At 58.7% G+C, this 14,065-nt stretch carries 12 protein-coding genes; 11 read left to right on the top strand and 1 reads right to left on the bottom strand.

What is annotated here, in order from left to right; translation table 11 throughout:
• The first annotated feature begins 6 nt into the window (after positions 1 to 6).
• The 6 genes from tig (at position 7) to ACX80B_RS00125 (ending at position 5,809) form a co-directional block, all read left to right on the top strand.
• Complete coding sequence (tig, locus tag ACX80B_RS00150) at positions 7 to 1,428, top strand: trigger factor (RefSeq protein ID WP_459291824.1); 1,422 nt, start codon at positions 7 to 9, stop codon at positions 1,426 to 1,428.
• Between the two features lie 279 nt (positions 1,429 to 1,707).
• On the top strand, positions 1,708 to 2,304 hold the full coding sequence (locus ACX80B_RS00145) for an ATP-dependent Clp protease proteolytic subunit (RefSeq protein WP_459292819.1): 597 nt from the start codon (positions 1,708 to 1,710) through the stop codon (positions 2,302 to 2,304).
• Positions 2,305 to 2,384: 80 nt separating this feature from the next.
• A complete protein-coding gene (locus tag ACX80B_RS00140) occupies positions 2,385 to 3,056 on the top strand; it encodes an ATP-dependent Clp protease proteolytic subunit (RefSeq protein ID WP_459291822.1) in 672 nt (223 codons plus the stop codon).
• A 171-nt stretch (positions 3,057 to 3,227) separates the two neighbouring features.
• Positions 3,228 to 4,517: an ATP-dependent Clp protease ATP-binding subunit ClpX gene (gene clpX, locus ACX80B_RS00135; protein ID WP_459291820.1), complete on the top strand. Its 1,290-nt coding sequence runs from the start codon at positions 3,228 to 3,230 to the stop codon at positions 4,515 to 4,517.
• An 11-nt stretch (positions 4,518 to 4,528) separates the two neighbouring features.
• The gene (locus ACX80B_RS00130) at positions 4,529 to 5,104 is read left to right on the top strand and encodes an RDD family protein (RefSeq protein ID WP_459291818.1); all 576 of its coding nucleotides are present in this window, start codon (positions 4,529 to 4,531) and stop codon (positions 5,102 to 5,104) included.
• Between the two features lie 96 nt (positions 5,105 to 5,200).
• A complete protein-coding gene (locus tag ACX80B_RS00125; protein ID WP_459291816.1) occupies positions 5,201 to 5,809 on the top strand; it encodes a mycothiol-dependent nitroreductase Rv2466c family protein in 609 nt (202 codons plus the stop codon).
• Between the two features lie 328 nt (positions 5,810 to 6,137).
• On the opposite strand, the gene valS is transcribed toward ACX80B_RS00125, so the two are convergent.
• Positions 6,138 to 8,828 (bottom strand): valine--tRNA ligase, encoded by a 2,691-nt coding sequence (valS, locus tag ACX80B_RS00120; RefSeq protein WP_459291814.1) that lies wholly within the window; start codon positions 8,826 to 8,828, stop codon positions 6,138 to 6,140.
• 79 nt (positions 8,829 to 8,907) lie between these two features.
• On the opposite strand from valS, the gene ACX80B_RS00115 reads away from it, so the two are divergent.
• From ACX80B_RS00115 to ACX80B_RS00095, 5 genes are all read left to right on the top strand, one after another.
• The gene (locus ACX80B_RS00115; RefSeq protein ID WP_459291812.1) at positions 8,908 to 9,246 is read left to right on the top strand and encodes a DUF488 domain-containing protein; all 339 of its coding nucleotides are present in this window, start codon (positions 8,908 to 8,910) and stop codon (positions 9,244 to 9,246) included.
• Positions 9,247 to 9,317: 71 nt separating this feature from the next.
• Positions 9,318 to 10,070: an SDR family oxidoreductase gene (locus ACX80B_RS00110; protein ID WP_459291810.1), complete on the top strand. Its 753-nt coding sequence runs from the start codon at positions 9,318 to 9,320 to the stop codon at positions 10,068 to 10,070.
• Between the two features lie 404 nt (positions 10,071 to 10,474).
• A complete protein-coding gene (locus ACX80B_RS00105) occupies positions 10,475 to 11,845 on the top strand; it encodes an extracellular solute-binding protein (protein ID WP_459291808.1) in 1,371 nt (456 codons plus the stop codon).
• Positions 11,846 to 11,848: 3 nt separating this feature from the next.
• Positions 11,849 to 12,799: a carbohydrate ABC transporter permease gene (locus ACX80B_RS00100; protein WP_459291806.1), complete on the top strand. Its 951-nt coding sequence runs from the start codon at positions 11,849 to 11,851 to the stop codon at positions 12,797 to 12,799.
• The gene (locus tag ACX80B_RS00095) at positions 12,799 to 13,773 is read left to right on the top strand and encodes a carbohydrate ABC transporter permease (protein WP_459291804.1); all 975 of its coding nucleotides are present in this window, start codon (positions 12,799 to 12,801) and stop codon (positions 13,771 to 13,773) included. The genes ACX80B_RS00100 and ACX80B_RS00095 overlap by 1 nt, the downstream gene beginning before the upstream one ends.
• The last annotated feature ends 292 nt before the right edge of the window (positions 13,774 to 14,065 follow it).

Here is a 14,065-nt window from a genome sequence, read left to right as displayed (position 1 = left end):
CACGCTGTGAAGAGCGCCGTCGAGAACCTTAATCCCACCCGGGTGAAGCTTAAAGTAGAGGTTCCGTTCGAGGAATTGAAGCCGCAGATTGACGAGGCCTACAAGACTGTCGCATCGCAGATTCAGGTACCCGGCTTCCGCAAGGGCAAGGTCCCCAACAAACTGATCGATCAGCGTGTTGGCCGGGCCTACATCATCGAGAGCGCCGTCAACGAGGGTCTCAATGGTTACTACCAGGCCGCGGTCCAGGAAACTGAGATTCACCCGCTGAGCCAGCCTGAGGTTGAAATTACAGCGGTTCCGGACCCCGAGTCCTTCGAAGGTGACCTCAACTTCGAGGTCGAGGTCGACATCCGTCCGGAGGTCGAACTGCCTGACTACTCGGGTATCGAGGTTACCGTTGAACCGGCGAAGTCCTCCGACGAGGACGTAGAGAAGTCACTGGAGGAACTGCGCGGCCGTTTCGGCACCCTGAAGAACGTGGATCGTCCCGCCGCCAAGGATGACTTCCTGACTATCGACATCAGCGCCAAGATCGACGGCGAGGAAGTCGACACGGCATCGGATCTTTCCTACCAGGTTGGCGCCGGAACCATGCTCGAGGGCATGGACGAGGCTGTCGAAGGCCTCTCCGCCAGCGAATCGGCCATCTTCGAGACCAAGCTCGCCGGCGGTGACCACGCCGGTGAGGATGCCGAGGTAACCGTCGTCGTGCAGGCCGTGAAGGAACGCGAGCTGCCTGAACCGAATGACGACTTCGCCCAGTTGGCCAGCGAATTCGACACTATGGAGGAACTGCGCGCCGATCTGGCGAAGCAGGCCAGCCAGTCGAAGGTTGTCGACCAGGGTGTCGAGGCCCGCGACAAGGTCCTGGAGAAGCTCGTCGACATGATTGAGGTTCCAGTTCCGGAGTCCGTCATCGAGCAGCAGGTTGAGCAGCACTTCAACCAGGAGAACCAGGAAGAAGACCACGACTCGGAAGAGCACCGCAAGGAAGTGGCTGAAAACGCCGAGCGCGCCTTCCGCAACGAGATCATTCTCGATGCCGTCGCCGAGAAGGAAGAAGTAGGTGTTGATCAGAGCGAGCTGATCGACTACATCGTCTCGACCGCCAGCCAGTACGGCATGGACCCGAACCAGTTCGCGCAGATTATCGACCAGAGCGGCCAGGTTCCGATGATGGTCTCCGAGGTCCGCCGCCGGAAGGCATTGGCGATCGTGCTTGGCGAAGCCAAAGTCACCGACACTGAAGGTGCCGAGGTCGACCTTACGGAGTTCGTGCGTCCGGCCAGCGAGGTGCAGGGTGCTGAAGCCGCTGCGCAGGCAGCCGAGGCGGATGAGGCAGCAGATGCTGACGCGCCGGCGGATGCGGTCTCCGATGAGGAAAAGCCGGCCAGCGCCGACGACCCCACTGCAGTCCGCTTCTGATCCGAAATGATTTATGGAGCCGCCGGTCCCTAAGGGTCCGGCGGCTTCGTCATTTAACCGTCACAGCTGATTTCAGCACCGGAAAGCTACGCCGTCGAAACCGCCGTGGCGGCGCCTGCAGCCTGATGCGCCGTCAGCGAACAGCGCCGGTTTGGGAAACAAACAACCCCTGAATCCCGCTAGTGTCCACAGTGAGAATATTAGGGACATCGCCTGTCCCACCGTTCCATGCAGAGCGAGAGGTAACTGAGAATGTCGACCGAATCCCAGACCCCCCGAATGGCCACCGTTGAGCCGGCCAGCCGGGATGACTACATCTACAATCGTTTGCTCAAAGAGCGCATTATCTGGCTCGGTTCAGAGGTGCGGGACGAGAACGCCAACACCATCTGCTCCCAGTTGCTGTTGCTTTCAGCCGAGGATCCTGAGAAGGATATCTACCTCTACATCAACTCGCCAGGCGGTTCCGTGACTGCCGGCATGGCGATCTACGACACGATGCAGTTCATTCCGAACGACGTCGTTACCGTAGCCACCGGCCTCGCGGCCTCCATGGGGCAGTTCCTGCTGTCTTCCGGGACCAAGGGCAAGCGCTACGCGACACCGCACGCGCGCATCCTGATGCACCAGCCCTCAGGCGGCATCGGCGGCACGGCTTCGGACATCCGCATCCAGGCCGAGCTGATCCTGCACATGAAGAAAACGATGGCGGACCTGACCGCTGAGCAGACCGGTCAGAGCGTTGACCAAATCCTCAAAGACAACGACCGCGATAAGTGGTTCACTGCACAGGAAGCCCTCGACTACGGTTTCTTCGACCACATTTCCGCACATGCAGGTTCGGTGTCGGGCGGCGGCGGTACCAGCCAGGAGTAAACCGGCGCCGGACGCCGGTAACAACCGCTTTCGACGTCGTCGTGCAAGACTTTCCTTCACCCATCAGGAGTAGAGAGATAATGAATTTCAATTACGGTGCCGCCGCAGGTGGCATGGCCCCACAGATGCCCAATGACAGGTACGTGCTTCCACAGTTCGAAGAGCGCACGCCGTATGGCTTCAAGCGCCAGGATCCGTACACCAAACTCTTTGAGGACCGCATCATCTTCCTCGGCGTGCAGGTGGACGATGCCTCGGCCGACGACATCATGGCCCAGCTGCTGGTGCTCGAGTCAACCGACCCGGAACGCGACATCACGATCTACATCAACTCGCCGGGTGGATCCTTCACCGCGATGACGGCCATCTACGACACGATGCAGTTCATACGGCCCGAGGTTCAGACAGTCTGCCTCGGCCAGGCCGCCAGTGCTGCTGCAGTGCTGCTGGCAGCAGGGGCTCCCGGCAAGCGGCTTGCTCTGCCCAACGCACGCATCCTGATCCACCAGCCTGCCCTGGCAGGTGGCCAAGGCGGCCAGGCCTCCGACATCGAGATCCAGGCCAACGAGGTCATGCGGATGCGGACCTGGTTGGAGGACACCCTGGCGAGTCATTCGGGGCGTACCGCCGAGCAGCTGAATCAGGATATCGAGCGCGACAAGATCCTCACCGCGGCAGATGCCAAGGACTACGGACTGATCGACGAGGTCCTCGAACCCCGCAAGATCAAAGCGACGGCGCTGAACAAGTAACACCCCATCCGGCGCGAAACCTCACCCTGTGGTGCGTCACTTTGCACCACAGGGTGTTTGGTTACTGAACCGGAGTAAAATCTGACCTACAGTAGAACTTGATCGAAAGTCGATTCGAACTCCGCGACACCAAATGCGGACTCGAACGAGAACCACGTAAGGGGACTGACTATGGCTCGCATCGGTGAGAGCACAGAGTTACTCAAGTGTTCTTTCTGCGGCAAAAGCCAGAAGCAGGTCATAAAGTTGATCGCCGGCCCCGGCGTCTACATCTGTGACGAGTGCATCGAGCTCTGCAACGAAATTATTGAGGAAGAGCTGGCGGAAGTCGCGGATGTCGGGACTTTCGAATTGCCCAAGCCCAAGGAAATATTCAATTTCCTGCAGGAGTATGTGATCGGCCAGGAACCGGCCAAGCGGTCACTCGCTGTAGCGGTCTATAACCACTACAAACGCATCCAGTCCGGACATGCGGCCAAGGCGTCCACGCTCGGCGATTCATCACAGTCCGAGGACGTGGAAATCGCTAAATCCAATATCCTCATGATCGGCCCGACCGGTTGCGGCAAAACGTACCTGGCTCAAACCATGGCGCGCCAGCTGAATGTTCCCTTCGCCGTCGCCGATGCCACCGCACTCACTGAAGCCGGTTATGTCGGTGAAGACGTGGAGAACATCCTCCTCAAGCTCATCCAGGCTGCCGACTACGACGTCAAGAAGGCCGAGCAGGGAATTATCTACATTGACGAGATCGACAAGATCTCGCGCAAAAGTGAAAACCCCTCCATTACCCGTGACGTTTCCGGCGAGGGAGTGCAGCAGGCACTGCTGAAAATTCTGGAAGGCACCGTAGCCTCAGTCCCGCCCCAGGGCGGACGCAAACATCCGCATCAGGAATTTATCCAGATCGACACGACCAATGTCCTCTTCATCGTTGCCGGCGCCTTTGCCGGCCTCGAGGAAATTATTGGCGGGCGGGCCGGCAAGAAGGGGATCGGCTTTGGTGCCCCACTTAGCTCGCTGAAGCAGGACGATGGCAGCTACGCCGACGTCCTTCCAGAAGATCTGCTCAAATTCGGCCTGATTCCCGAATTCATCGGGCGGCTTCCCGTGATCACCTCCGTGGAAAACCTCGACCGCACGGCGTTGATCCAGATTCTGACTGAACCGAAGAACGCACTGGTGAAGCAGTACCAGAAGATGTTCCAGCTCGACAACGTTGAACTCAACTTCGATCCGAAGGCCCTCGAAGCCATAGCGGACCAGGCCTTGAACCGCGGAACCGGCGCCCGCGGTTTGCGGGCGATCCTGGAGGAGGTACTCCTTCCGGTGATGTTCGATCTTCCAAGCCGCGAGGACGTCGCGTCAGTTGTCATCACCGAGGACGTGGTCAAGGATGGAGCGGAGCCGACGCTGATTTCCCACGACGTCGTCGCGAAGCGCCGGAATAAGTCCGCTTAGGTAGTCGTCAGGTGTCTCAAACATCAAAAGAGCGCGGGCGGCCGGCAGATACACACGTCGCTTATCCGGCACTCCAAGGTGTCGCACCAGCATCGGCCGGAGCCCAAATCGGTTCAAGGACCTTTGACGTCATCGTCGTGGGAATTCCCGTTCTGGCGCTGTCCTTCTTCGGCCTGGCACTGTTGGGTTTATTTCTGCTGGCGATGTCCATGACAGGTGATGATCAGACCAGCGACATCATCGCGGCCTATGCGGGTCCGTTGGCGGGCATCGCCGTGGTCTGGCTGTTGGCGGCTATCTTTTTCATCGGGCTGCTGGCGATCAGGGGCAGTTCCGCTGGCAATGCCATGAAGGGCCTTCGACTGGTGTCCACCGCTGACGGCCAGCCCATTGGCTGGCGTAAAGCACTCCTCTGGTACGCCGTCGTTATCGTTGGATCCGTCCTTACCGTTGGAATACTTGGTCTCCTCTTCCTGTTATCGCCATTGTTCGACACTGAGTCCGGATGGCATCAATCGTGGCAGGACAAGATGGTTGGAGCGGTCATGATAAATCGCAAAATGGGCCCTGACACCCTGAAACATTGACTGCACTCCGAGACCAGTATTTTGCGTCTGTTCCGCAGCTGCATCCCTGACTCTAAGACATTGCGCCGGCATGGCCGGCGAAGCAGAGGAGAGAATATGAGTGAGAAGAACACCGTCGATTTCTGGTTCGATCCCGCCTGTCCGTGGGCATGGATGACCTCCCGCTGGATTGGTGAAGTCGAGAAGGTCCGTGATCTTCACGCCGAGTGGCATGTCATGAGCCTGGCCATCCTCAACGAAGGCAACGACGACTCCGAAGAGCACCGGGAAAATATGGAGCGGCTGCGGGGGCCGGTCCGCGTGGTCACCGCTGCAGCTGAATTGCACGGCAGCCAGCACATCAAGAAACTCTACGATGCAATGGGCACCCGCATACATCCGGGTGGAAACAAGGATTTCGACGCCGTCATCGCCGAATCACTCGAAGAAACAGGGTTGCCCGCGGAGCTGGCAAAATACGCTACAAGCGAGGAGTACGACGGACAACTGAAGACCAGCCACGACAAAGGCATCAGCCTGGTCGGACACGACGTGGGAACTCCCGTCGTCGCGTTTAACGGAACGGCTTTCTTCGGTCCTGTGATGACTCCAGCGCCGAAGGGCGAAGACGCTGGCAAGGTCTGGGACGGAGCCGTTCTCCTCGCTGGATACCCAGGATTCTATGAACTCAAGCGCAGCCGCAGCGAGGACCCGATTTTCGACTGACAACCTCTTGTGCCTAATCCAGCCCAGGAGTACAACTTAAGTACCACTCGATAAGGGTGCGGAACGGACACCAAGGATTCAGTGATCCAGCCGGATACGTCCGGTTGGGGCCGGCGGGTGACGAGGCCGGGAAGACCTGAAGATCGGCGGAGTCCGGGAGATCAGTGCCCGTCACCCACTGACCGACGATGCCCCCTCCACCTCATACTGGAGGGGGCGTCGCCGGTTAATCATTTGTACTGAAGAAAAGTCCCTGCAGGCTCATACTCAAGCAGGGCCAATCCCAGTAAATACCGCATTTAAGCCTGCAGCACGCAGGCTCGCCGCACTATTCGGCGACGGACGCCAGCTCGACGTCGGAGACGGAGAGTTCCGCTTCATGCTCGATCAGGTCCAGCTGGCGCACATTGCCGGCAGCCTTGAGGTCGCCCAATCCAGCTTTCAGCTGTTCCAGCGGCAGGGCAGGGGCGCTGATTGTTGCCTTGACCACCTCGGTGCGCTGCTTTACCTTTGCCTCGGATTTCGCCTTGCGGATCCCGCTCAGTGCCTCGCCAACCGTTGCCAGCATGGCGATGTCGGCTGAGGAACCCGCCGACTCCAGCGCCGCCGTCGTGGGCCAAGGAGCCCGGTGAACCGACCCGGAGCGCCACCACGACCAGACTTCCTCAGTAGCGAAGGGCAGGAACGGTGCGAACAAACGCAGGACGCTGTCCAGGGTTGTGGCCAACGCCGCCAGTACCGACGCCTGCTCCTGCTCGCCGGCCGCCCCATACGCCCGGTCCTTGATCAGTTCGACGTAGTCATCTGTGAAGGTCCAGAAAAAGGATTCGCTGATCTGCAGCGCGCGGGCGTAGTCATAATTGTTGAATGCAGCAGTTGCTTGGTCGACGACGCCGGCAAGCTGGGCGAGCAGGGCCTTGTCGAGTGGATTGGTGACAACAGCAGCTTCCCCGGCAGTTACGACTGAATCAGCCGTAGCACCCAGGTTGAGCACGAATTTGGAGGCGTTGAGGAGCTTGATGGCCAGCCGGCGGCCAATCTTCATTTGCCCAACCTCGTACGCTGTGTCCGCGCCGAGACGTGCGGAGGCAGCCCAATAGCGGACAGCGTCCGAACCGAACTGCTCGAGGATATCCGTCGGGACGACGACGTTGCCTTTGGACTTTGACATTTTCTTCCGGTCAGGATCCAAGACCCAGCCGGAGAGTGCCGCGTGCTTCCACGCGGGACTGTCATTGAGGGCGTCCGCCCGCACGACGCTGGAAAAGAACCAGGTCCTGATAATGTCGTGGCCCTGCGGCCGGAGATCGAAGGGGAATACGTTGCCGAAGCGCTCTTCGTCGCGGCTCCAACCACCCAGGATCTGCGGGGTCAGGGACGACGTTGCCCAGGTATCCAGCACGTCGGGGTCCCCGGTAAAACCACCCGGCTGGTCACGCTGGGACTCGTCGAATCCGGGTGCAGGTTCGCCCGCGGGATCTACGGGCAACGATTCGGAAACGGGCAGAACCGGCTGATCGTATTCGGGCTCGCCGGCATCATCGAGCCTGTACCAGACCGGAATGGGCACCCCAAAATAGCGCTGACGCGAAACGAGCCAGTCGCCATTGAGACCCTCAACCCAGTTCTTATAGCGGGAACGCATGAATGCAGGATGGAAGTCGATCTGCTCGCCGCGGGCAATCAGCTGCTCCCGGCGTTCTGCATCACGTCCGCCATTGCGGATGTACCACTGCCGGCTGGTAACTACTTCCAGCGGCTTATCGCCCTTTTCATAGAAATTCACCGCATGCGTCGTCGGCGTCGGATCGCCTTCCATGTCGCCGCTCCCGCGCAACATTTCCACGATCGCTTCTTTGGCGCTGAAGACGGTCTTGCCGGCCAGGGCAGCATAATTCTTTTCCGCCGCGTCGCCGTTGATCCACTCCGGCGTATCGGCGATGATGCGCCCGTCGCGGCCCACAACCGGGCGGGTGGGCAACTGCAGTTCGCGCCACCAGGTGACGTCGTTCAGATCGCCAAAGGTACAGATCATCGCAATGCCCGAGCCTTTGTCCTGCTTCGCCAGCGGGTGCGCCATGATGGGAACTTCGACACCGAAAAGCGGAGAAGTCACGGTCGAACCAAACAACGGCTGGTAGCGCTCATCGTCGGGGTGTGCCACCAGTGCCACGCAGGCAGGAATAAGCTCCGGACGGGTCGTTTCGATAAAAACGACGCCGTCGGATGAGCCGGTGCCGGCACCGCTGTCCGCGTTGCCGGTTGAGAGCTTGAAACCGATGCGGTGGAAGGCGCCGGGACGTTCCCGGTCCTCCAGCTCGGCCTGGGCTACAGCGGTACGGAATGTGATGTCCCAGAGTGTGGGAGCCTCGGCCATATAGGCGTCGCCGTCAGTGAGGTTCTGTAGGAAAGCCCGCTGGCTCACTGCACGGGAGGTGTCATCGATGGTGCGGTATGTCAGGTCCCAATCCACGGACAGGCCAAGCGTTGTGAAGAGGTTCTCGAATACCTTCTCGTCGTCGACCGCTAATTCTTCACAGAGTTCAATGAAGTTCCGCCGGGACACCTGTTCAAAATCCCGGTCGTTCTTGGCGGGTTTGGCCGGGGGAGTGTAGTCCGGGTCGTACGGGAGTGCCGGGTCGCAGCGGACACCGAAATAGTTCTGTACGCGCCGCTCGGTGGGCAGTCCGTTGTCATCCCAACCCATCGGATAGAAGACATTCTTGCCTTGCATCCGGTGAAACCGCGCGAGGACGTCGGTCTGCGTGTAGGAGAACATGTGCCCAACGTGCAAAGAACCGGACGCAGTCGGGGGAGGTGTGTCAATCGAGTAGACCTCTTCCCGGCTGGTCTCCGGATTGAACTTGTAGGTTCCCTCCTCACGCCATCGCGGCGACAGTTTCGCCTCGAGGCCCTCGAGCCCCGGGCGGTCAGGAACGTTTACTGCTGCGGATTCGGGCTTGGTCGCGGATACGGACTCGGATGCGGGCGTGTCTGTGCCCTGATTATGTTCAGCCATGAGGCCAATTGTTTCACGAGAACCGCACGGCCGTGGGAACCGGAGAGGACGTGCTGTTGCGGGCGGTAGGATTCGGATCATGGCGCTGAAAATCAAACGGATTTATGAACCGGCAGCTGATGACGATGGTCTTCGGATCTTGGTTGACCGGCTCTGGCCGAGGGGCCTTTCCAAGGAGACTGCCGCCGTCGACCTCTGGCTTAAAAACGTGGCACCGTCCACAGAGCTGCGCAAGTGGTTTAACCATGACCGGGAAAAGTTCGCGGAATTCCGGAAGAAGTACGAGGCGGAACTCTCTGACAATGATGCGCTTGCATCGTTGGAGGACGCTGTAGAGGAGCATAAGACGGTCACGCTGCTTTATTCGGCCAAGAGCCAGGACCTGAATCAGGCCGTCGTCCTCAAGCAGTTGCTGTAACCGCGGCCCGCAATTGATTGAGAGTCCGGGAGAAAACTATCCATACACATCCTGAAAGTAAGGCGAATACATTGAAGAACCCACGTGCCCTTGTCACTGGCGCAAGTTCCGGTATTGGTGCAGCAACAGTCAGAGCATTGGTGAAGTCCGGCTGGGACGTCATCGCAGTCGCCAGGCGCCAGGACAGGCTCGCCAAACTGGCGGAGGAAACCGGCGCGAGAGCTATCGCTGCAGACGTAACCGACTCCGCAGATGTCGGGAAACTTGCAGACGAGGTCTTGGCGGGCGGCGGGCTGGATGCTCTCATCAACAACGCTGGTGGTGCGTTCGGCGTGGATACCATCGCCGATGGAAAGATTACCGACTGGGAGAAGATGTACAACGTCAATGTGCTCGGCACGCTGCGGCTGACGCAAACCTTCCTGCCCGCTTTGCGCGACAGCGGCCGTGGGAGTGTATTGCTGCTTACGTCGACGGCGGGGCTTACGGCTTATGAATCCGGCGGCGGCTATGTGGCGGCAAAGCATGCTGAACGGGCATTGGCCAATACATTGCGGCTGGAGGAAGCAGAGAACAACGTGCGGGTCATAGAAGTGGCGCCGGGCATGGTCCGAACGGAGGAGTTTGCCTTGAACCGGTTGGACGGCGACGAGGAGGCTGCGCAAAAGGTATATCAGGGTGTTGAAAAGCCGCTCACCGCCGACGATGTGGCGGACGTGATCGCATACGCACTGAACGCGCCCCACCATGTGAACATCGATCAATTGGTGGTGCGGCCCCTGGCTCAGCCAGCCAACCATAAGGTCATCCGGACCGGACCATAGCCCTGGCCTGCAGCCAGACCCGCTATCGCGTCCGTCGGCCCTGCCGTTGAACTCTCCCCGAAGTCATACAGGCAGTCCCGCATTCGCAGCCGGCAGTAACAGATCGAGGTTTTGATCTGGTTCTATAACAATGACTCGACTTCGAAAGTAGCGGTTCTTTCTCCGGGGATATCAGATCGAATGTGGAAGGATATTCCGAAACGCGGCGGTAAAATGATCGCAGTATGGGGCAAGGATCGAAGTAGTTTTACAGCCTGGATATATACCATGTCATTGACGGCTGTTTGTCCCTGTGTTCTGATATGACTATTAGTCGTCAAGCAGGTGGCGGCCACCTTAGTCCTGGAGGCTAACTCGAAAGGTGTGCTGGTATGCCATCGACAATGAGGTCCTCGGTTTTCAAAATGACTGGCGTTGCTGCTGCTCTGGCGCTTGTTGCAACGGGTTGCGCAACAGGTTCAGGCGGGCCTGAGGAACCGGAAGTTACCTCATCGTTCCCGCCTGATGCTGAGCTTGGTGGCGAGCTGACCGTTATGGGTTTTGGAACGTCCGACGAAATTGGACAGACGCGTTACGATTTGGCCACCGAGGAGCTCGCTAACGTCGACGTCAGCCTTGTTGAGGGGCAGTTGAATATTCAGCAATTCCTCTCGGCAGTTGCCACTGGGGAACCGCCGCAATTGATTTATGCTGATCGTAATCAAATAGGCACATTTGCCTCCCGTGGCGCAATTATGCCCTTGGATAAATGCATATCCGGCGAGGGAATTGAAATAGACAATTTCCTTGATACCGCCGTGGAACAAGTTACATTTGACGGAAATATCTACGGAGTGCCGGAATTCAACCAAGTGCAAGTCCTATTTGCTAATTCCGAATTGTTAGCAGAAGCAAATATGGAACTGTCCGATGTGGATGGTTCCGACTGGGACCGGGTCGAAGCGGCAGCAGAGGCCATGGTAAAGCGTGAAAATGGGGATTTGAAGGTCATAGGCTACGACACAAAACTCCCCGAATTCCTGCCCTTGTGGGTCCATGGCAACGGTGGTGCCCTCATTTCCGAGGATGGTCGAACGGCTCAGTTGAACTCACCTGAGGTGGTGGAGGCATTAACCTTTGCGTCCTCCGTTTACGAATTGCAGGGTGGTTTCAGCGAAGTGAAGGCGTACCGTGATTCGACGGACTTCTTCGGTGCTGGTAATCAATTCGCCACCGGCACGCTCGGGGCAATGCCCATGGAGCAGTGGTACATAAACGTACTAAACGATGTCTCTCCGGACGCCCCCGTCACCTTCACAACCTTCAAGACCAAGGACGGGGAGCCGTTCTCCTATTCGAGTGGTTCGACCTGGGCCATTCCTGCTGACAGTTCCAACCCCGAGGCTGCCTGCCGGTTTATCAAGACCATGACTGCTACGGAATCGTGGATGGCAGCGGCCGAGGCCAGGGCCACTGAACGTGAGAAGGAGGGCAAGCCGTTCACCGGACTGTTTACCGCAAATGTGGAGGCCGATAAGAAGATCAAGGAAACCTTCGTCGAGGATGCCGGCGCGGAGAACTGGAATGCCGCCATCGAAGCTGCTTACGCGGCGAACGACAACGGCTTCGCACTGCCGGCGAATCCCGCGGATGCACAGTTCCAGACTGCTTGGCAGGATGCTGTAAACAGTGTCCTGAATGGCCAGCAGGATCCTCAGGAAGCCCTTGACCAGGCCCAGGAGAAAGCGCAGAGCGTTCTGGACAAGGCCTGGGAAAGCTGGGAATCAGGGGAGTAGCGCGTGGCCTCGGTGATCGGCGGCAAAAAGGAAAAAGTCCAGCTGCGGCCCGGGCAGCGGCGTAACCGCAGGCGAAACGTTCGGGCAGCCCTGCTCTTCATCAGCCCGTGGATTCTCGGCATGCTGGTATTCACGGCCTGGCCGATCTTCTACAGCGGCTATTTGTCCCTGACGGACTATGACGTCATCAATGATCCGACTTTCATCGGACTCGAAAACTATGCCCAGATGCTGCACGATCCAAAGGTATCGCTGGCACTGTGGAACACGTTCGTATACACGGTTGTCTCGGTCCCGCTGCAGGTCCTGATTTCCTTGGCTTTGGCCCTGCTGTTGCTCAAGGTGGGGCGGGCATCCGGTTTCTTCCGGACTGCGTTCTATCTACCAAACATGACGCCACCCGTGGCCATTGGCATTATCCTGCTGCTGATTTTCAACGGCCACGATGGTCTGGTCAACGAAATCCTTGAAGTGTTCGGCATAGACGGACCGGCGTGGACGACCGACCCGGACTGGATCAAGCCCGGATTGATCCTGATGAATCTATGGACGCTTGGGGCGTCAGTTATTATCTTACTCGCAGCACTGCACAATGTGCCCCAGGAAATGATTGATTCGGCGCGGGTGGATGGCGCCAACTCCTGGCAGGTCACCACCCGGATAACAGTGCCGATGATCAGCGGCACGATCTTCTTCATCTTCATTGTGAACACCATTGCCTCCTTCCAAACCTTCACCGAGGCCTATACCGCTTACTTTGGCGCCGGCGGAACGACCTACAGCACTGATGCCGCTCTGTTCTACGTGATCTACCTGTTCCAGCAGGCGTTCGAGTTCCTGCACATGGGATACGCATCGGCCATGGCATGGCTGCTGTTCGTCATCATCATGGCGGTCACAGCCGTCCAAGTGCTGATCAGCCGCAAACTGGTCTACTACGAGGGAGGACGGTAATGGCCACCCGCGCTGATATTCCACGCACGTCGACGACAGCGTCCACCGGCCTCGACGATTCCGGCCCCCTGACCCCGTCCGACGGCGTCGAGCCTCCCCATCGTCCAGCGCGACCGAGCCACCCCGTGAGCGGAGGCAAGCGCCGGCGCCGGATGCTGGGGAAAGTCATCATTGGTGCGGCGCTGGCGCTGGCGACCCTGATGTTCATCTACCCGCTGGTTTGGCTGCTCAGTGCCTCCTTCAAACCACGGTCGCAGGTATTCGACAACAAGCTGATTCCTGAAACTTTCACTCTGGATAACTATGTGCGCGTGTGGCAGGAAGCGCCGCTTGCCCTGTGGATTGGCAATACCGCGATCGTCACCGTTCTCGGCGCCGTGGCGGTGACGATCTCGAGCGCTTTGGTCGCCTGGGGATTCGCACGCTTCCGGTTCCGGGGCCGCAATGTCTTGTTCGGCGTCGTGCTTGCCACCATGATGCTTCCCGGCGCAGTGACCATGATCCCGCGGTTCTTGATTTGGGACAGTCTGGGAATGGTGGGCACTTTGACGCCGCTGTGGGCAGCGAATCTTTTTGGCAGCGCCTTCTATATTTTCCTGCTTCGACAATTCTTCTTGACTTTGCCGAACGAGGTGTTTGAGGCGGCAACGATTGATGGTGCCAACCACTGGCAGCAGTTCTGGAAGATCGGGGTTCCGCTCTGCAAGCCGGCCATGATCGTGACCCTGATCTTCGAATTCCAGGCGGCGTGGACGGACCTCATGGGTCCACTGATCTATTTGCGGGACAGTTCCACGTTCACCGTTCCCCGTGGTCTGAAGGCACTGGTCGACCAGTTCGGTGTGGCAGGCGAGTTCGCCTGGGAAATTCCGATCACCGCCAGTGTGATCACTACGATTCCGATGATCATTCTCTTCTTTGTGGCGCAAAAGCACTTCATTAAGGGCGTTGCCACGACCGGCGTCAAGGGTTAGGAAGCCGACCGCTTGGCCGAACGTGTACCGTTCCTTGTAGACTAAAGGAACAAGCATCGACCCGGCCATCACCGGTGAGCTTCCGGAAGAACAGACCGTGCAGCGGCAGTGCCATCAGGTGCTTTGCAGCAGATCCCATTAGAGCCGGACGGGTAAGCCCGTCACAGCAGTCAACGAGCGGCAGCCAGCATCCTCCCGAAATGGAGGAAGATGGCTGTAAGTGAGGTGGTACCGCGGAATTGGTGCCGGATAGTTGCCCGACGACCGGAAGGTTGCGGTTTCCAACGTTGCC

This window comes from Arthrobacter monumenti, assembly GCF_054511255.1.
Note: the sequence above shows the minus strand (reverse complement) of the source record. Positions and strands in the feature narration are given on the sequence as shown.

Bases quoted from the DNA above. Each gene is read 5' to 3' on its own strand.
- ACX80B_RS00145 (WP_459292819.1), top strand. From the start codon at position 1,708: ATGGCCACCGTTGAGCCGGCCAGCCGGGATGACTACATCTACAATCGT.
- clpX (WP_459291820.1), top strand. From the start codon at position 3,228: ATGGCTCGCATCGGTGAGAGCACAGAGTTACTCAAGTGTTCTTTCTGC.
- ACX80B_RS00125 (WP_459291816.1), top strand. From the start codon at position 5,201: ATGAGTGAGAAGAACACCGTCGATTTCTGGTTCGATCCCGCCTGTCCG.
- valS (WP_459291814.1), bottom strand. From the start codon at position 8,828: ATGGCTGAACATAATCAGGGCACAGACACGCCCGCATCCGAGTCCGTA.
- ACX80B_RS00140 (WP_459291822.1), top strand. From the start codon at position 2,385: ATGAATTTCAATTACGGTGCCGCCGCAGGTGGCATGGCCCCACAGATG.
- ACX80B_RS00095 (WP_459291804.1), top strand. From the start codon at position 12,799: ATGGCCACCCGCGCTGATATTCCACGCACGTCGACGACAGCGTCCACC.
- ACX80B_RS00105 (WP_459291808.1), top strand. From the start codon at position 10,475: ATGACTGGCGTTGCTGCTGCTCTGGCGCTTGTTGCAACGGGTTGCGCA.
- ACX80B_RS00115 (WP_459291812.1), top strand. From the start codon at position 8,908: ATGGCGCTGAAAATCAAACGGATTTATGAACCGGCAGCTGATGACGAT.